The following is a 17,494-nucleotide window of genomic DNA, read 5'->3' as shown; positions in this document are numbered from 1 at the left end:
TATTGTCATAATCCTAGTACTGAGAATATAAGTTAAAATCACAACACTAGGTCAAAAATTACTTGACAATTCTTATTTTTTAATTTTATGTTACAGTGCATTATACTAATTACAAGTAGTTATAATAAGGAAGTTTTATATATAAAGATAGCAACTAAAACTGACTACGATTTAAGAAATGGGCCGGTAGCTTAGTCAGGCAGAGCGATGGACTCTTAATCCATAGGCCGAGGGTTCAAATCCCTTCCGGCCCGTTTTTATTAAAGTTTTCTTATATAATTGATACTATCAATACCTTCTTCTAAGCTATTCATTTCAGCCACAAACATGGAGTTAGTATTTGATAATTTATGTAGTATAGGTTTCCAGTTAATGTTTCCTCTACCTATTGGTAGGTGTTCATCATAGTTCCCATGATTATCATGAATATGGAAGTGTTTAAAAAATGAACTGCAATGGGTTATAAATTCATCAATATTATCAGAAGTATTTGCATGGCCAATATCAAAAGTCATGTGTATATTATCTCTGTTAACAGATTCTAACATTGACTGTATTTCATTTGGTGTTGTACCCATTATTTGCATTACATTTGGCATATTTTCTAAAGCTAAATCGATATTATAGTTTTCTGCAGTATCTGCTATAATCTGCAAAGATTCTATGTTTTGTTTCCATGCTTTTGAAGGAACCAGTGAACCGTATGGAGAATAGTGCCCTGGATGAATTACCGCCAACTCTACAAATGGAGATGCAATCTCAAGATACGTTTTTAATTGTTCTATTATAGCAACATGAATATTATCATTTAAACAAGCAAGATTCATATCTGAAAAGGGAAGGTGAATTGTTATTTTCAAATCAGTAGTTTCATAAATATCTTTTAACTTAGATAAATTTTCATTTCTCAAGCATTGAAAGCCTTCTTGCACAATTTCCCAGCCTTTAAAACCAAGTTCTTCCAATTCATATGCCCACAAATAAGGATCATATAAAGTTGTTCTCGAAGAAAAACTAATGTTTTTTAATTTCAAAAAATACACCTTTAAATCCATTGAATTTACATTTATCTAATAGTATGAGTTCTATGTCTCAATTTCATCAATACTTATTTCTGTCACAGGAACTCCATTATCTGTCATAGGTGCAAGCCAGTCAATCAAGTGTTCAACTTCTTCTTTAACTGATGACATTACTTTGATAATAATTGGTCCAAGAGGTTCGCTAAAATCAGACAAATTAATTTTTCCTATTGTAGCTACTTGTTTGCTAATCATCAAGTATGTTTCTAGCCCATCTTCGCTTTTATTTTTTTCAAGATCTTTTCTTGTAGCATCAAGTACTTTTTGCTTTCTAAGTAAATCATGCAAAGGTAATAATGATCTTAAATTACCTATAGCTTTAATTCCATGCTTCTCATCAGATACAAAATCCTCTATTTTAACAGCTACAAAAACATTGTTAATAGCCCTTTTAACTATGGAAACGTCTTCTGTTGAATTTACTACTGTAGTCACTTCTATTTTTATCATATGTACTAACTCAATGTTTTTCTTATTTCTTTTTTAAACTCGCTTAAACTTGATGTATTATTTATAACAATATCCGCAACTGACATTGCTTGCCCCATTCCCCATCTAAGTTCTCTTTCATCACGACGAATAAGTTCATTCAAACTATTTACATCATCATTCCTATTTCGATCCACAATTCGTTTAAATCTATCCTCTTGAGGAGCTTCTATAGATATTAGCTTAAAATTATTACCATAAATAGTTTTGAAATATTCAACTTCTGCAATTCCTCTAATTCCATCAATCACAACAATATCTTTGTTGAGGTTATCTATTATTGGAGCACATCTTTTAGCTATTGCATCCATCCCCTCATTTAATCTTAGCTCATTTGCTATATTCCCAGCATTTGAATCAGCTATTTCAAGCCCTCTCTTTTTAATTTCGTTTCTAATAATATCGCCCATAACAATAACATCTATATCATAATCTGAAGCTACATTTGATGCTTCTGACTTACCTGAGGCTGGCATCCCAACAAAAGCTATAATTTTCATGCATAAATATGCTTATAAATATATTATATAAAAGTTGTTAATAGCGTTCAAATATTATACAAAACATATAATTAATTAGAATCGGTTAATATTTAAGAAAAGTTGAGTGAGTGGTATGGAAATAAACAAATCTTTTTCAAAATTAGCTCTATGTACAGATGGTTCAATAAATTCAATGGATGCAATAGAAGCAGGTATAGATCTTGCGAAACGTCTTGGAGCTTCTATATACATACTATATGTAGAAAATGAAAAGTTAGCAGATAAAAAAATAGAGTCTGATGAATCATATGCAAAAGAAGCAATAAATCAAGTTATAAAAAGTGGACAAGAATATAATCTTGACTTTAATCCAATTATACTAAAAGGAGATCCTGCAGAAAAGATAATTGATTATTCAAAAAATAATGATATTTCGTTGATTATTATAGGAACTAAAGGTCATTCAGGTATTAAAAAGTTCATGCTTGGAAGTGTTGCTGAAAAAGTTGTGAGACATTCAAGTATACCCGTTATGGTTGTTCAATCAAAATTCACACAAAATGGTATTGATGATAAAAGTAAAACACTTCCTGATGAAACATTAAGAGACGAAAAATTAAGGGAAAAACGTGAACATGTTAAGTTCCCTGAATAAAAATATATGTCTAGGTTAAATTTGTAACTGACTTTTTATTTAAATATCTTTTTTTTATTTTCTACCGAAAGACTAAATAATAGTTATGCAATATTGAATCCTACACAATTAAACATTGCAAATACATCGGTTAATTTATTCGAGTTTTAAATATATAAAAAAGCAGCTTCTAGAGATTTATCCAGAGTGTATTCATAATACTAATTGTTACTGACTATTATGGCTCAAACATAATTCACACAGTTCAAGGAGAAGTAAAAATGAAAGAAATAAGAATTCATGGTAGAGGTGGTCAGGGTTCTGTAACTGCTGCAGAACTACTTGCTGTTGCTGCCTTCGCAGATGGGAAATTTAGCCAGGCATTTCCAGCATTTGGCGTAGAAAGGCGAGGTGCTCCTGTTCAGTCGTTTACAAGACTTAATGACAAGCCAATTAGATTAAGAAGTCAAGTATATCAACCAGATTATGTAATTGTCCAAGATCCAACTTTGATTGAAGTCGTTGATGTTGCATACGGTATCAAAGACACTGGTACTATTATAATTAATAGTGAATTTAACCCTGAAAACTTTAAATTTGATTCAAATGCAAAAGTTATGACGGTTGATGCTACTAAAATTGCTCTAGATATAATTGGAAGACCGATTGTAAATACTGTGTTGATGGGAGCATTTTCCGCTGCAACTAAACAAATAAAACCTGAATCTATTGCTAACGCTGTTAAAAATAGGTTCCCGGGTAAAATTGGAGAAAAAAATGCAGAAGCAATTGAAAAAGCATATAGCATTACAATGGAGGCAACTGTATGAGCATCACACCAGGAGGCATTTGTAAGCCAGGAACTACCATATCTAATAAGACAGGTGGCTGGAGGAATTTTAGACCCATATACGATTATGATAAATGTACAAAGTGCAAGCTTTGTGAGCTACTTTGCCCAGATATGTCTGTTCTTGAAAGAGAAGATGGATACTATGATTTTGACTATGATTACTGTAAAGGATGTGGATTGTGCGCAAATGAATGCCCAGTAGACGCCATTGAAATGATATTGGAGGAAAAATAATAATGGCTATTTTAAGAGAAGCTGACAAAGATAAAATGACAGTTGTTGAAGGATCATATGCAGTCGCACATGCAGTAAAAGTATGTCGTCCACATGTGATTTCAGCTTATCCTATCACACCACAGACACATATTGTTGAAGAATTATCTCAATTCATAGCAGATGGTGAAATCCCTAATTGTGCATATATGAATGTAGAATCTGAATTTTCTGCACTTTCTGCACTTGTTGGATCTGCAGCTACTGGTGCAAGGTGTTACTCTGCAACAACTTCGCAAGGATTAGCTCTAATGCATGAAGTGCTATTTAATTTCTCAGGATTGAGACTACCTATGGTTATGACAATTGTAAATCGTGCTCTAAGTGCACCAATAAACATATGGAATGACCAACAAGATTCTATCTCTCAAAGAGACACTGGTTGGATTCAATTATATGCTGAAGATATTCAAGAAGCTTCTGATATGATAGCACAAGCATATAAAATTTCAGAAGACAAAGATGTACTCCTACCTGCTATGGTTTGTATGGATGGATTCATACTTTCTCATGTATATGAACCACTTGTGTTATTAGAAGAAGATTTGACAAACGAATACTTAAAACCTTATGAAACTAACTACAAGCTTGATCCAAAAAATCCCCTAAGTTTTGGAGCTTTTGCAGATCCATCTAGTTATACCGAATTCAGATATTTACAGCAACAAGCAATGGACAAAGCCATAAACAAAGTTGAAGAAGCTGCAGATGAGTTTAAAGAATTATATGGTAGATATTATGGAGGGGTTATTGATACCTATATGACAGAAGACGCTGATATCATTCTTTGTGCAATGGGATCTATAATTGGAACCTTAAGAGATGTAGTTGATAACCTGCGGTCTAATGGTAAAAAAGTTGGATTGCTAAAAGTACGTGCTTTTAGACCCTTCCCAGCTGAAGCCATAAAACAAGCAGTTAGTAATACTAGTGTTATAGTTGCCTTAGATAAAAATATATCAATCGGGTTAAACGAAGGAGCACTTTTAACAGAGCTGAAATCAATCCTCTATAATACTAACTTAAACATGCCTGTTATAGGATTTAGTATAGGTCATGGGGGTAGAGACATACCTGAAAAAACTATTGAAGATATTGTCCAAAAAGCTGAAAATGTGATAAAATCAGGGATAAGTCATGAAAGTGAATTTGTAGACCTAAGGGAGGATTTAATATGAAAGAACTTTTGAGCCCTGGCCATACAGCATGTCCTGCATGCTGCGATACAATGATTGCCAAATTTACATTAAGAGCTTTAGGTGAAGATTGCATAATAATTAGTCCTACAGGTTGTCTTGAAGTAACAACTAGTGCATTTCCAACAAGTTCTTGGAACGTACCCTGGATACATTCATTATTTGAGAATGCTGGTGCAGTAGCATCTGGTATTGAAGCTGCATTAAAAGCAATGAACAAAAAAGAAGATACAAAAGTAGTTGTTCTTGCAGGAGATGGAGGAACACTCGACATTGGTATAAGAAGTATCTCAGGTGCTTTTGAAAGGGGTCATGATATAATATACATCTGCATTGATAATGAAGCTTACATGAATACAGGTGTGCAAAGAAGTGGAGCTACTCCATTTAATGCTACAACAACTACAAGTCCATCAGGTAAAGTTTCATTTGGGAACCCATTACCCAAAAAAAATATGCCAGCTATTATGAATGCTCATGGTGCACCATATGTAGCAACTGCAACTCTTGCTTACCCAAAGGATTTTATGAAAAAAGTTAAAAAAGCAGGTTCTATTGAGGGTCCAACTTACATCCATGCACATGCTCCTTGTACAACTGGGTGGGGATTTGATACTTCAAAGACTGTTGAAATTGGAAAGTTGGCAGTACAAACAGCTCTATGGCCTTTATATGAAATAGAAAATGGTACTATAACTTCTGTCAAAAAAGTTAAAAACAAAAAGCCAGTAGAAGAGTACTTGAGAATGCAAAAAAGATTTAAGCATCTCTTCACAAAAGAAGGTGGAGAAGAAGAAATTGCAAAAATTCAAAAAATAGCTGATGAAAATATTGATATATTTGGGTTGCAATAAGCAACCTAATACTTTTTCTTTGACATGATTGCATCATGATACTTTCAAGGGAAATCTGGGATGAATAAAAAACAAAGGTTCGAAATAGTTTGGAATTTGTTGAAAAAAGAGTATCCAGACCCTAAGCCAGCTTTAAATTACAACAATAATCTAGAGCTTTTGGTGGCAACCATTTTATCTGCTCAAACTACAGATTCACAGGTAAATGAAACTACCAAGTACCTTTTTAACAAATATAAATCTTTAGAAGATTATTCAAATGCTGATTTAAAAGAGCTTGAAAAAGATGTTTTTTCAACTGGCTTTTATCATAATAAAGCTAAAAATATCAAAAAAACTGCAGATATTATAATAAAAGAATTTAATGGCACTATTCCAAATAATATGGATGATTTGCTAATACTGCCTGGCATTGGAAGAAAAACTGCTAATATAATCCTTTCTAGAGGATTTGATAAAAATTATGGCATTGCTGTTGATACACATGTTTCTAGATTAGCAAGAAGATTGTTACTTACATCAAGTAATAGTCCTGCAAAAATTGAAAATGAGTTAATGGGATTATGTGATGAAAGCGAGTGGGAAAAGCTTTCTATGACTTTTATTCTTCATGGAAGACAAATTTGTCATGCAAAAAAGCCTAATTGTTATAGCTGTGTAATTAATCAATATTGTCCTTCAAAGCTAGCTTAAACTAAGAGTTTTTGCCTATTTGAATAAATAAATAATTATTACCATAATAATATATGAAAGGTAAAAACTAAAATAAGACTAAGAATGTAATCATTTGGAGTGTAAGCAATGGATCAACAAGGTTCCAAGTCTCAAAAATGTGAAATAATAAGCAGGGAAATAGAAAATCATTTTAGATCACAAATACCAGATGTTGTACAAATAATTACGAATTCATGTTCAAATAAAAAATGTTTCGATCATATTGATACCGCAATAATCCCTTCTAGAGATGAGGTTATTGAAATTTTACATTTGCTTAGGAAAATAATTTATCCAGGTTATTTTGAAAAAAATATTCTTGACAGAAATAATCTAGATTACCATATTGGAAACGCAGTTACTGATATATTTGAAAAATTGTCCCGGCAAATTACCAATAGTATAGTTCATGAGTGCCAGCGTTATAGCAAAGATTGTAAAGAATGTTTTATTAAAGGGCAGGAAGAAACCATTATTTTCCTTAAAAAAATACCCGAGATCAGAAAAATATTAGCTTTTGATATAATTGCAGCTTATAATGGAGACCCTGCTGCACAAAGTTATGATGAAATAATATTTAGTTATCCAGGTCTTTTTGCTATCACTATTTATAGAATTGCTCATGAGTTGTATCAACAAGATATTACCCTGCTACCACGCATGATGACAGAATATGCACATAGTATGGTGGGGATAGACATACACCCAGCTTCAAAAATTGGAAAAGGTTTCTTTATAGATCATGGTACTGGTGTTGTTATTGGTGAAACATGCAGTATAGGTGATAATGTCAGACTCTATCAAGGAGTTACACTAGGTGCTCTTAGTTTTCAAAAAGATGAAGATGGTGCATTAGTAAAAGGACAAAAAAGACATCCTACAATTGAAAATGACGTTATAATATATTCTGGTGCAACTATATTAGGTGGTAATACAGTAATTGGAGAAAAATCAGTTATAGGGGGAAATGTTTGGATTACCGAGTCAGTACCTGTAGGCACTAAAGTAATGATTGAAAAACCAAATTTAATCTACAAAAACTGTAACAACAAATGATTTGATTTCTAACAAAGATAAAGATGTCAAGAGTTATTCTTCATGTAGATATGGATTATTTTTATGCTGCTATCGAAGAAAGAGATAATCCAAAACTAAAAAACAAACCTATTGTTATTTGTGTGTATTCTGGAAGAAATAAAGATAGCGGCGCAGTGAGTACATGTAATTATATTGCTCGAGAAAAGGGTATTCGGGCAGGAATGTCATGTAAGAATGCAAAAAGTAAGTTAGAAGATGCTGAATTTCTACCTATGAACAAAGAGTATTACACTCTTGTTTCTGATAGTTTGATGAGTCTAATTGAGCCATATGCAGATGAAAAAAGCAAATTTGAACAGGTAAGCGTTGATGAATGCTTTTTAGATATTACAAAAACATCAAATAATAATTTTGAATCTGCTTTCAAGACAGCTTTAACTTTAAAACAATTAATAGGAAATAAGGAAAAACTAACCTGTTCAATAGGCATAGGGCCTAATAAATTGTTAGCAAAAATGGCTTCTGACTTCAAAAAGCCTAATGATATTACAGTCATAACTCCTGAGGATACAATTTCTTTTTTAGATAAAATGGAGGTTAAAAAACTTTGGGGCATTGGAAAAGTTACTGAAAAAAAACTCCTTGAATTAGGAATTCAAAATATTGGACAAATTTCACGTTCTGAAATAACATACCTTATCGATAATTTTGGCAAAAATAAAGCTATTTGGCTCAAAAATGCGTCTTTAGGTATAGATAATGCACCTGTAAAGAATAGAGGTCTTTCCAATCAAATCAGCAAAATTATTACACTACCAAAAAATTCAAATGAATCAATCGATATTATCCCATTTATAGAAGAATTAGCTGAACGTATATATACAAAATCTAGCAGTCTAAATATAACCTTTAAGAGAATTACTTTTATAGCCATTACAGCTAACTTAAAAACTTACACTAAAAGTAAAAAAATAAATCATCCTGTTAATAATAAAGACATTTTGATTGAAATTTCAAAAGAGTTAGTTTCCACTTTATTAAAAGAAAATAAGATCGAAATAAAAAGAATTGGTCTTAAAATTGATGATTTAAGGGAACATAAAGGCCAATTAAAGCTAGATAGTTTCTGAATCTATCAAATTTTGTTTAGATTCAATCTATATAGAATAGATTCGAAGCATATATGTACCTTATTTTCATACTAATAACAGTTTTCAAAAAAATAAGATTTGGATGGATGTTTATGGAACTAAATGGAGTAGAAATTGAAGATACATTTGCTGAGGCATTTCCAATTAAGATTGGACGTATATTAGTAACAGCTGCAACAAGAAAATGGGTTAATATAGCAGCACAAGAAGCAACTGGATTTGGAACTTCAGTAATCATGTGTCCAGCAGAAGCTGGAATTGAAAAGTTTGTTAGTCCAAAAGAGACACCTGACGGTAGGCCGGGAGCATATATTCAAATATGTACTTTTGGATACAAATCACTTGAAGAACAACTTCTTGAAAGAATCGGACAATGCATCTTAACTGCCCCTACAACAGCAGTCTTTAACGGGTTACCTGATTCTGAAAAGCAATTTGATACAGGATTTAAGCTTAAATTCTTTGCTGATGGAATGGAATCAGAAGATAAAATAGGATCAAGGAAAATATATAAAATTCCACTAATGGAAGGTGATTTCATCACTGAGCACTCAATTGGAGGAGTAGAAGGAATTGCTGGTGGTAATTTCTTTATAATGGGAGATTCTCAAATGAGTGCATTGATTGCTGCTGAAGCTGCAACTGAAGCTATACAAGAATTAGAAGGATCAATTACACCATTCCCTGGTGGTATTGTATCAAGTGGATCAAAGCCTGGAGCTAATAAATATAAATTCTTAAAAGCTACTGCAAACGAGAAATTTTGTCCTTCAATAAAAGATAAAGTAGAAAACAGTCAAGTACCAGATAATGTAAATGCAATATATGAAATAGTCATTAATGGACTAAGTGAAAAGGATATTAGCAATGCGATTTCAAGTGGAATAAATGCAGCAATTACAATTCCAGGTGTCAAAAAAATAACTGCAGGGAATTATGGAGGAAATCTTGGACCTTACAAATTTAACTTGCAAGATATAATTTGATCGTATCTCTTGCATCTATAAAGTAAATTCATAGTCCAAGAGACATAAGACCAGCAGAAATGATTTCTCGAGGGTCTATTCCAGAAATTAGTAGCATCATATATGCACCCAAAAAAGTTCCTGCAACACTCCCTAAGTTAGCTAAAGCTGCTACAAGTATAACTCTAAAAAGGTTATTTGTCATCATTTCCTGTGTGGTTTGGATGTTCATGATATTTTTGAAATCCGCCGCACTAGGTGTTCTTTTTTTTGCTTCAACAATTCCTGCAAACCAACCTGCAGCCATCATTGGATTTAGTGAAGTTAGCCATGCAACTGAAAATGCGGTTAACACAGAGTAAGGGTGTGCACGTGCTATAATTGCTCCAATAGCACTTAAAGAACCGTTGATAATAAACCACCAAAAAAATGCAAGTATAAGGATGTCTAAAGGTGTCCCAGAGAGGATAATCAATAAAAAAGCAGAAATAGCAATTAAAGCGAAAAAAAATCCAAATAATTTAGTTATGTTAATTTTTTTTTTTCCTACACTTCTTAAATCTTGTATTGGTGGAAGAGATTCGGGATTCTCTAAATAGCGTTCAATACCAGCTCTATGGCCGGCTCCTACAACTGCTACAATCTTATTAGCTCCACTGTTTTTTATATTTAACAGATTCGATGCAATGTACGCATCTCTTTCGTCAATTAGTACCTTTGCTGTAGTCGGTGAGATTTTTCTAAGTTCCTCTATTAACATTCTAACATTTTTTTCATTAGTGATTTCACCCATATCAATTTCTTTCATTTTTTCATTTTTTCCACCTATTCCAATAGCTGCCATCATCAAAGAACCAAACATTTTTATTTTTTCAAAGAACCCCATCTTAGACCATAGTCTAGTAAGAGTTATCTGAACATCCCTGTCAACCAAAAATAATTTAGCTCCTGATTTCTCAGCTGTATCTATTGCGCTAATCATTTCAGCTCCAGGCTGTATACCCATTTCAGCTCCAATTTTTTTCTGCACATAAGCAAGCAACCAATGGATAAGCATTAAATAAAAATTATTTCCGCTTAGTATCTTTTTAACTGATAGTTCTGAATTTTCAATTTTTGAGCCTTTAAGATTATCATATCTTGATTTGCATAACTCAACTGCAACAACATCGGGATTCTCTTTCTCAATAGTTTCCACAACTTCATCTACACTTTTTTTTGAAACGTGTGCAGTTCCAATTATAATTATCTTAGACTCTTCTGATTCTATATGAGAATAAGTTTCGGATTCTCTTTTTTCAATTGAAGTCTTTCTCATATAACTTTCAGGCAATTCATCTAAGTTGTGAGTTTTATCATGTGTCATTAAAATACCTTGAATGAATTTTTTATTCCTTTAAGAATGTCAAAGCTCTAATAAGATCTGTCCTCGAAAGAACTCCCACTATACTTCCATCTTCAACAACAAACACTCTTCCTATTTGCTTAGATGACATTAATTTTATGGCTTCAGAAGCATTAGCATCTGAAGGAATTGTAATAACATCAGGAGTCATTATATCAATAACTTTAAAAGCAATTCTTTCCGTTGGATGTATTTTTTTTACATCTGTTAAAGTTACTACCCCGATAAATTCATTATTTTCACTTACTAGATACCCCATATGTTTTTTTTCAAGCATAAATTTTTGTAGCTCTTCTAAATTAAAAGATGAAGGAACTGAAATTAGGTTTTCAGACATTATATCTTTAGCCTTAATATTCTCCAAACTTATAGAGGTAGTTGTAGATTTAGCTTCTTCTGAAGCTCCAATATATACAAATAAAGCAATTATAATTAACCAAGGGTTGATAAGCAAACCAAATAATCCCATAAATATTGCAAACATTTTTCCTACGGAAGCCGCTTGTTCAGTAGCCTTTACATAATTCATTTTATTAGCATACCAAGCTCTAAGAAGTCTTCCTCCATCCATTGGAAAAGCAGGTATTAAATTAAAAATACCCAATATTACATTAATAAAACCAAGTATAAATAAAAAGGTGTATAATGCTCCACCTTCAATGCTAGGGATCAAAGTAACAAGTATCCAATTCAACAAAAGTAAAGTAAAACCAATAATTATACTTACAAGAGGTCCCGCAAATGCCATGGCAGCTTCTTGAGAAGGCTCACGAGGAACTTCTTCCATTGAAGACACTCCACCTATGAGCAACAGAGTTATATCAGATATTTTCACCCCATATTTCATTGCTACATATGAGTGAGCTAGTTCATGTAATAACACGCATATAAAAAGAAAGATAGCTGTTAAAAAAGATAAAACATAATTAAGAATATTTGGAGTTATTTCACTAAAACCAAGAGGATAAGGATTTATTGAAAATACAAACACAAATAAAGGTAATATTAAAAGAAAAGATATATGAATTTTTATAGGAATTCCCAATATTGTAGCTACTTTGATGGATGCTTTCATGGGGTCTTACTATATTTGTAATAATACTTTAGTGTTGTTAAAGAATAAATTAATAGATTAATTGTGATAAAAAAATTAATATCTTTTTTTTATTATTTTAAATATTCAACAGTTTTTTCTAAATCAATTAAAAAATGTTCAACATCATTTTCAGTTATATGAGGCATTAAAATTATCCTTAGACATTTTGGGTTCCTTGTTATAGAAACATACCAACCATATTTTTCTCTTAAGTAGTTTCTTACCTCTTCAGGTTTATTTACTTGAAGTACAACAACATTCATTACAGGATCAATTAGTGGATATATTTGTATTTTATGAGCTCCAGATATCAATTTGTTTGTCAAATACATACAATATTCAACGTATTTTGAATAGCCTTCTTGACCTAAATACTTTAACACAGCAAATGTTGCTGCAACTGTAGCGCCAGTTCGAGTTCCAGTTAGAGAATATTGTGATTTTGAAGTTAAGTAAGGAGTAGAAGTTTCTAAGTTATCTAAAAACATCTTATTTCTAAAGAGTATTACACCTGAAGGAATTGTTGAAAAACCCATTTTGTGAGGATCCAATGATATCGATGTTACTCCTGGAACTAGAAAATCAAAAATATATTTTTTGTCTAGAAAAGGTATCACAAATCCACCAAATGCAGCATCAATATGAAGAAATAATTTGTTTTTTATAGCTATTTCAGACAAACTTTCAATTGGATCTATTTGCCCGAATTCAGTAGTACCAGCTATCCCTACTAAGGCTATAGTATTATGATCTATTAGTTTTTTAACAGATTTTAAATCAACTTTAAATGAATTATCTAATGATGCTTTTTTAATTTCAATATCTAATAGATTACTTATTTTATCAAATGAAAAATGAGCTGACTCTGGAACTATTATATTTGGATTTGTAGAATCAGATATATTTTTTATTGATCTAAGGGCTTGTATATTAGATTCAGTACCACCAGTTGTTATGTAACCATAAGCATTTTTATTGTTTAACAATTGGGAGAGAGAAGTTATTACAGTATTCTCCATTGAAGAAGTACCTGGGAATAATCCTGAATCTCCAATATTTGATTCTATGAACATTAAATGAGCTTTAATAGCAATAGGATGGGGTTTTGTGCACATTGTACTTAAAACTTTATTAAATCCAATATCACTTTTTTTTTTTTGTTTTAATAACTTAATTATATTAGATTCTTCAAGTCCTTTGTGTTTCATACGTGTAGCATTTAGTCAATGGTTTAAAAAATTATGCTTCAAAGACACCAACCCCATGTTTTCCACTGGAACGAAAAAAAAGATAAAATGAAATAAAATCGGAGATAGTTTTATATATTAAAATATCTATACTTACACTGCTATATTTTTTATTAATTTTAAATATCTAATGATATTTATTTTTTAGATTTTCCAATAGAAATTATGGGGTCTCTCTGGTATATATATTCTCCACCTGAAATAAAGGGGTTTACCATATATCATTTCCTTCCAGTGGAAATAAAGGGGTGTTAACCGAACATTTAATTACAAATACTTCCAATCAATGCATTAAATCTAAATTATATTCATAGAATTTGTACTAAAAATTATCACTTTTACTATTATAAATATAGGGCTGGTTAAAATGAATAACAAATCACTCGATGGCTTATTTAAAAAATTACTTAACGAAGATTCAATCTTTAACAATAAAGAAGTATTAAGACCATCTTATACTCCTGATTCTTTGCTTCATCGTGATGATCAGATTAATAATCTAGCTACAATTTTAGTTTCTGCTTTAAGGGGACATACTCCTTCAAACATTTTGATTTATGGTAAAACTGGTACAGGTAAAACAGCAAGTACTCGCCATGTAGGAATTGAACTTGAAAGAATGAGTGAAAATCTAAATTGTTTTTGTTCTGTTTTATATATAAATTGTGAAGTCATTGACACACAATATCGTCTACTTGCTAATTTGGCAAGGCATTTTGGTGAAGATATACCGATGACAGGATGGCCTACAGATCAAGTATTTACTAAATTTAAGGAAGCTATAGACTCTAAGGATCAAGTTGTTATTATTGTTTTAGATGAGATTGATAAACTTGTCAAGAAAGGTGATGATGTTCTTTACAACTTATCTCGTATTAATATTGAATTAAAAAAAGCTAAAGTAAGTATGATAGGCGTATCTAATGACCTTAAATTCACAGAATTTTTAGATCCAAGGGTTAAAAGCTCATTAGGTGAGGAAGAAATTATATTTCCACCTTATGACGCTGAACAGATAAGTGATATTTTAATTGAAAGAGCTGAGATAGCATATAAAGAAGGAGTTCTTAACTCAATGGTTATACCACTTTGTTCAGCTTTTGCGGCCCAAGAACATGGTGATGCTAGAAGAGCTCTTGATTTGTTAAGAGTTGCTGGAGAACTTGCTGAAAGAGATAATAAGCAAATTGTTGAAGAAGAACATGTAAGAAAAGCTCAAGAAAGAATTGAAATCGATAGAGTAGTTGAAGTTGTAAGAACTTTACCAACTCAATCCAAACTAGTCTTGTACAGTATTGTTCTTTTAAGAAATAATGGTTATCAAAATGTGACTACAGGTGAAGTTTATAATGTTTACAAGCAATTGTGCTATAATATTGATTTAGATATTTTAACACAAAGAAGAGTAACTGACTTAATGTCAGAACTAGATATGCTTGGTATTTTGAATGCTTTGGTTGTTAGCAAAGGAAGGTATGGTAGGACAAAAGAAATATCTTTGAGTGTACCAATTGAAAGTACAATTAATGTTTTACTTGATGATTATAGGTTAAAAGGTTTGGCGGGGTTCAAACCAACGATTACATCTCAAATGAGATTATAAATTAAAATAATGGATTTGTATTGTATTAAACTTCAATTAAATAAAAGTCTAATGTGACCAATATATGGAATACGATATTTAGCTACACCTATAATCCATTCTTCCTTTATAGGCTCATTATAACTAATACTTCCTTGTTGATCTAGGTGTCTATTTGTTATTGGGTTATCGCCTTTTGTTATATATCCATTATGTGGCGCTTCTGGACCATTTTCCCACATTGGTTCACCTTTTTCAACATGATACATTGCACGGTGTATTATTGGTGTTTTCTCTTCCTTTCCAAAAGGTTTATACAAAATAATATGCCCATATTCATTAAAAGATTGATAGTTTTCGTCGTATTTTGTTTCAATTTCAACTCTATCTATACTTTGTATAAAAACAATATCTCCTACATTTAAGTTTGGTTCCATGCTTCCTGATTCAACTGCTACCATGGGTGTCCACATGCCAAATATGATTTGAGATAAAATTAAGAATAATCCAATTAACAATAGAATTGAAATTAAATCTCTACTCAAAGAAATCCAAAAATTTTCGCTGTTAAAATAATCTCTTAATAATTTTTTTATAGACATGAAATGCAAAATATAATAGACCTATTCATTATATATATATATTCTTTAAATATAAATGATTCAATTTTATTATGAACCAAAAACTTAAATCTTATTTTACTTAATTAGAATCAATGTATGAGTATTTTAAAAAGGATACAATTCAACTTATAGTTTTATGATTTTAAAGTTGAAAGATATCTGTACTAAACATTGTTTGTTTTAGTATACAAATCGTTTGAATAATAAATGGATAAATAATGTTTTACTAACTATTTCTTTGGTTTTAAAATGAAAATAAAACTTTTGACAGAAATAATAGAAGCTGGTTACCAGATTACTCCAGAAGCGCTTGATTTAATTGCTTCTCATGAACAACCTGAGAAACTTACCAAGCACATATTATCAAAAATAGATAAATCCGTTCTAGTTATTGATGTGGAGCATTTGAACCTGAAAGAATGTGAACATATATGTGATAAAGATAGTGACCTTCTTTCTGATAAGTTACAAATTGAAACTAAATATATAGAATTTAAAAAATCCCCTACTCGTGATATGAAGTTACCAATAGAAAATAATGGTCATACTAATTCAGTTGAAGTTCTTTTTGATATTAGTGATAAATCTACGTGTATTGGAGAATATATGGAATTTGTTCAGTATTTTAGAGATAGATATAATAAATTAAGTGATATTATAAGGGGAAGGGTGAATTCGAGACCAATTGAAAGTTTACTAAAATACAAATCGGGGTCTTTAAGGAATTCACAATATGAAGAAATATCTCTAATTGGTATGGTTTCATCTATAAAAACAACTTCAAATGGACATAAATTAGTGGAAATTGAAGATACTACAGGCACTTTTTTATTTTTAGTTAGTAATAAGGACAAAGAGTTATTTGACTTATCTTGCAAGCTAATATTAGATGAAGTAATAGCTGTTACTGGTGTCTTGACTAATGACGGTAATTTGCTTATAGCTAATAAATTAATGTTTCCTGACTTGCCAAATGTTATCTGTTCAAATAATTGGACTACTGGGAAAGCAGTTTTTATTTCAGATGTACATGTTGGGAGTTCTACATTTCTTGAGCACCAATGGGAAAAGTTCTTATCTTTTTTAAAAGGTGAATCAAATGACCCAAAATTACGGCAGATATCAAATAGCATAAGATATGTGTTAGTAGCTGGGGATGTAGTAGATGGTATTGGCATTTATCCAGGACAAGAAAATGAACTTTCAATAAAAGATGTTTATGATCAGTATAAAAAAGCAGGAGAATATTTTAGCCAAATTCCGGAACATATTCAAATAATAATTAGCCCAGGTAATCATGATGCTGTTAGACAGGCTGAACCCCAACCAAAGTTACCAGAAAAAATTAGACAATATTTTCCAGAAAAGATATTGTTTGTTGGTAATCCTGCATACTTAAGTCTTGAGGGTGTAAAAGTACTTATGTATCATGGACGTTCTATTGATGACTTAGTGGCATCGATTCCAGGGGTTTCATATCAAGAACCTACAAAAGCAATGGTTGAAATGATGAGACGGAGACATATATCTCCGATATATGGCAGTCGCGTTTCAATAGCTCCTGAAAAAAATGACCACTTTGTAATTGATCATGTTCCTGACATAGTGCATTGTGGCCATGTACATACAATAGGTGCAGAAGTATACCGAAATGTACTATTAATAAATTCGGGAACATGGCAGGATCAAACTGAGTTTCAAAAGAGAGTTAATCTTGTACCAGATCCCGCTAAAGTTCCAATTGTGGACCTATCTAGTTTTAAAACCAGTATATTAAACTTTAATTAAATTAACATAATTCAAATTTAAG

At 31.5% G+C, this 17,494-nt stretch carries 18 protein-coding genes and 1 tRNA gene; 12 read left to right on the top strand and 7 right to left on the bottom strand.

Features of this window, described 5'->3' with window-relative positions; genetic code table 11:
- Nucleotides 1-180: 180 nt before the first annotated feature.
- Nucleotides 181-254, top strand: a tRNA-Lys gene (locus J2T59_RS05140).
- A 6-nt stretch (nt 255-260) separates the two neighbouring features.
- Here the strand turns inward: J2T59_RS05140 and J2T59_RS05135 are convergent.
- Genes J2T59_RS05135 through J2T59_RS05125 form a run of 3 tightly spaced genes read right to left on the bottom strand, consistent with a single transcriptional unit; the run spans nt 261 to nt 2,071 of the window.
- A complete protein-coding gene (locus J2T59_RS05135) occupies nt 261-1,043 on the bottom strand; it encodes a sugar phosphate isomerase/epimerase family protein (RefSeq protein ID WP_310572662.1) in 783 nt (260 codons plus the stop codon).
- A gap of 42 nt (nt 1,044-1,085) precedes the next feature.
- Entirely contained in the window at nt 1,086-1,532 is a 447-nt protein-coding gene (locus J2T59_RS05130) for an RNA-binding domain-containing protein (RefSeq protein ID WP_259134641.1), read from the bottom strand.
- A 5-nt stretch (nt 1,533-1,537) separates the two neighbouring features.
- On the bottom strand, nt 1,538-2,071 hold the full coding sequence (locus J2T59_RS05125; RefSeq protein ID WP_259134639.1) for an AAA family ATPase: 534 nt from the start codon (nt 2,069-2,071) through the stop codon (nt 1,538-1,540).
- Between the two features lie 115 nt (nt 2,072-2,186).
- Here J2T59_RS05125 and J2T59_RS05120 point away from each other — a divergent pair, with 115 nt between their 5' ends.
- The 9 genes from J2T59_RS05120 (at nt 2,187) to fhcD (ending at nt 9,752) form a co-directional block, all read left to right on the top strand.
- The gene (locus J2T59_RS05120; RefSeq protein ID WP_259134637.1) at nt 2,187-2,708 is read left to right on the top strand and encodes a universal stress protein; all 522 of its coding nucleotides are present in this window, start codon (nt 2,187-2,189) and stop codon (nt 2,706-2,708) included.
- Nucleotides 2,709-2,968: 260 nt separating this feature from the next.
- Complete coding sequence (locus J2T59_RS05115; RefSeq protein ID WP_259134635.1) at nt 2,969-3,517, top strand: pyruvate ferredoxin oxidoreductase subunit gamma; 549 nt, start codon at nt 2,969-2,971, stop codon at nt 3,515-3,517.
- Nucleotides 3,514-3,774 carry a pyruvate synthase subunit PorD gene (gene porD, locus J2T59_RS05110; protein ID WP_259134633.1) on the top strand — a complete coding sequence of 87 codons (261 nt, stop codon included), beginning with the start codon at nt 3,514-3,516 and terminating at the stop codon, nt 3,772-3,774. The genes J2T59_RS05115 and porD overlap by 4 nt, the downstream gene beginning before the upstream one ends.
- Before the next feature lie 2 nt (nt 3,775-3,776).
- The gene (gene porA / locus J2T59_RS05105) at nt 3,777-4,991 is read left to right on the top strand and encodes a pyruvate synthase subunit PorA (protein ID WP_259134631.1); all 1,215 of its coding nucleotides are present in this window, start codon (nt 3,777-3,779) and stop codon (nt 4,989-4,991) included.
- Nucleotides 4,988-5,863: a pyruvate synthase subunit PorB gene (gene porB / locus J2T59_RS05100; protein WP_259134629.1), complete on the top strand. Its 876-nt coding sequence runs from the start codon at nt 4,988-4,990 to the stop codon at nt 5,861-5,863. The genes porA and porB overlap by 4 nt, the downstream gene beginning before the upstream one ends.
- Before the next feature lie 60 nt (nt 5,864-5,923).
- Nucleotides 5,924-6,556, top strand: a complete 633-nt coding sequence (gene nth / locus J2T59_RS05095) for an endonuclease III (protein WP_259134627.1) — start codon at nt 5,924-5,926, stop codon at nt 6,554-6,556.
- Nucleotides 6,557-6,664: 108 nt separating this feature from the next.
- Entirely contained in the window at nt 6,665-7,633 is a 969-nt protein-coding gene (gene epsC, locus J2T59_RS05090) for a serine O-acetyltransferase EpsC (RefSeq protein ID WP_259134625.1), read from the top strand.
- Nucleotides 7,634-7,656: 23 nt separating this feature from the next.
- The gene (gene dinB / locus J2T59_RS05085; protein WP_259134623.1) at nt 7,657-8,745 is read left to right on the top strand and encodes a DNA polymerase IV; all 1,089 of its coding nucleotides are present in this window, start codon (nt 7,657-7,659) and stop codon (nt 8,743-8,745) included.
- Nucleotides 8,746-8,858: 113 nt separating this feature from the next.
- A complete protein-coding gene (gene fhcD, locus J2T59_RS05080; RefSeq protein WP_259134621.1) occupies nt 8,859-9,752 on the top strand; it encodes a formylmethanofuran--tetrahydromethanopterin N-formyltransferase in 894 nt (297 codons plus the stop codon).
- Nucleotides 9,753-9,780: 28 nt separating this feature from the next.
- On the opposite strand, the gene J2T59_RS05075 is transcribed toward fhcD, so the two are convergent.
- The 3 genes from J2T59_RS05075 to mfnA all read right to left on the bottom strand — a co-directional run bounded on the left by J2T59_RS05075 (nt 9,781) and on the right by mfnA (nt 13,440).
- Nucleotides 9,781-11,097, bottom strand: a complete 1,317-nt coding sequence (locus J2T59_RS05075) for a TraB/GumN family protein (RefSeq protein WP_259134618.1) — start codon at nt 11,095-11,097, stop codon at nt 9,781-9,783.
- Between the two features lie 22 nt (nt 11,098-11,119).
- Nucleotides 11,120-12,181, bottom strand: a complete 1,062-nt coding sequence (locus tag J2T59_RS05070; RefSeq protein WP_310572661.1) for a CBS domain-containing protein — start codon at nt 12,179-12,181, stop codon at nt 11,120-11,122.
- A gap of 122 nt (nt 12,182-12,303) precedes the next feature.
- Complete coding sequence (gene mfnA / locus J2T59_RS05065; RefSeq protein ID WP_259134615.1) at nt 12,304-13,440, bottom strand: tyrosine decarboxylase MfnA; 1,137 nt, start codon at nt 13,438-13,440, stop codon at nt 12,304-12,306.
- Between the two features lie 406 nt (nt 13,441-13,846).
- Between mfnA and J2T59_RS05060 the strand changes: the two genes are divergently transcribed.
- Entirely contained in the window at nt 13,847-15,082 is a 1,236-nt protein-coding gene (locus J2T59_RS05060) for an ORC1-type DNA replication protein (protein WP_259134613.1), read from the top strand.
- 32 nt (nt 15,083-15,114) lie between these two features.
- On the opposite strand, the gene J2T59_RS05055 is transcribed toward J2T59_RS05060, so the two are convergent.
- Nucleotides 15,115-15,522, bottom strand: coding sequence for a S26 family signal peptidase (locus J2T59_RS05055; protein WP_310572660.1), 408 nt, complete (start codon nt 15,520-15,522; stop codon nt 15,115-15,117).
- Nucleotides 15,523-15,933: 411 nt separating this feature from the next.
- Here J2T59_RS05055 and J2T59_RS05050 point away from each other — a divergent pair, with 411 nt between their 5' ends.
- Entirely contained in the window at nt 15,934-17,472 is a 1,539-nt protein-coding gene (locus tag J2T59_RS05050) for a DNA-directed DNA polymerase II small subunit (protein ID WP_259134610.1), read from the top strand.
- Nucleotides 17,473-17,494 lie beyond the last annotated feature (22 nt).

It is taken from the genome of Methanosalsum natronophilum (assembly GCF_024808815.1).
In the GTDB taxonomy this organism is placed as follows: domain Archaea; phylum Halobacteriota; class Methanosarcinia; order Methanosarcinales; family Methanosarcinaceae; genus Methanosalsum; species Methanosalsum natronophilum.
This window is presented reverse-complemented; position numbering and strand designations above follow the sequence as displayed.

Excerpts from the sequence above, each read along its gene's own strand:
- J2T59_RS05130 (WP_259134641.1), bottom strand. The coding sequence starts at position 1,532 with ATGATAAAAATAGAAGTGACTACAGTAGTAAATTCAACAGAAGACGTT.
- J2T59_RS05125 (WP_259134639.1), bottom strand. The coding sequence starts at position 2,071 with ATGAAAATTATAGCTTTTGTTGGGATGCCAGCCTCAGGTAAGTCAGAA.
- J2T59_RS05120 (WP_259134637.1), top strand. The coding sequence starts at position 2,187 with ATGGAAATAAACAAATCTTTTTCAAAATTAGCTCTATGTACAGATGGT.
- J2T59_RS05115 (WP_259134635.1), top strand. The coding sequence starts at position 2,969 with ATGAAAGAAATAAGAATTCATGGTAGAGGTGGTCAGGGTTCTGTAACT.
- porD (WP_259134633.1), top strand. The coding sequence starts at position 3,514 with ATGAGCATCACACCAGGAGGCATTTGTAAGCCAGGAACTACCATATCT.
- porA (WP_259134631.1), top strand. The coding sequence starts at position 3,777 with ATGGCTATTTTAAGAGAAGCTGACAAAGATAAAATGACAGTTGTTGAA.
- porB (WP_259134629.1), top strand. The coding sequence starts at position 4,988 with ATGAAAGAACTTTTGAGCCCTGGCCATACAGCATGTCCTGCATGCTGC.
- nth (WP_259134627.1), top strand. The coding sequence starts at position 5,924 with ATGAATAAAAAACAAAGGTTCGAAATAGTTTGGAATTTGTTGAAAAAA.
- epsC (WP_259134625.1), top strand. The coding sequence starts at position 6,665 with ATGGATCAACAAGGTTCCAAGTCTCAAAAATGTGAAATAATAAGCAGG.
- dinB (WP_259134623.1), top strand. The coding sequence starts at position 7,657 with ATGTCAAGAGTTATTCTTCATGTAGATATGGATTATTTTTATGCTGCT.
- fhcD (WP_259134621.1), top strand. The coding sequence starts at position 8,859 with ATGGAACTAAATGGAGTAGAAATTGAAGATACATTTGCTGAGGCATTT.
- J2T59_RS05075 (WP_259134618.1), bottom strand. The coding sequence starts at position 11,097 with ATGACACATGATAAAACTCACAACTTAGATGAATTGCCTGAAAGTTAT.
- mfnA (WP_259134615.1), bottom strand. The coding sequence starts at position 13,440 with ATGAAACACAAAGGACTTGAAGAATCTAATATAATTAAGTTATTAAAA.
- J2T59_RS05060 (WP_259134613.1), top strand. The coding sequence starts at position 13,847 with ATGAATAACAAATCACTCGATGGCTTATTTAAAAAATTACTTAACGAA.
- J2T59_RS05055 (WP_310572660.1), bottom strand. The coding sequence starts at position 15,522 with ATGGTAGCAGTTGAATCAGGAAGCATGGAACCAAACTTAAATGTAGGA.
- J2T59_RS05050 (WP_259134610.1), top strand. The coding sequence starts at position 15,934 with ATGAAAATAAAACTTTTGACAGAAATAATAGAAGCTGGTTACCAGATT.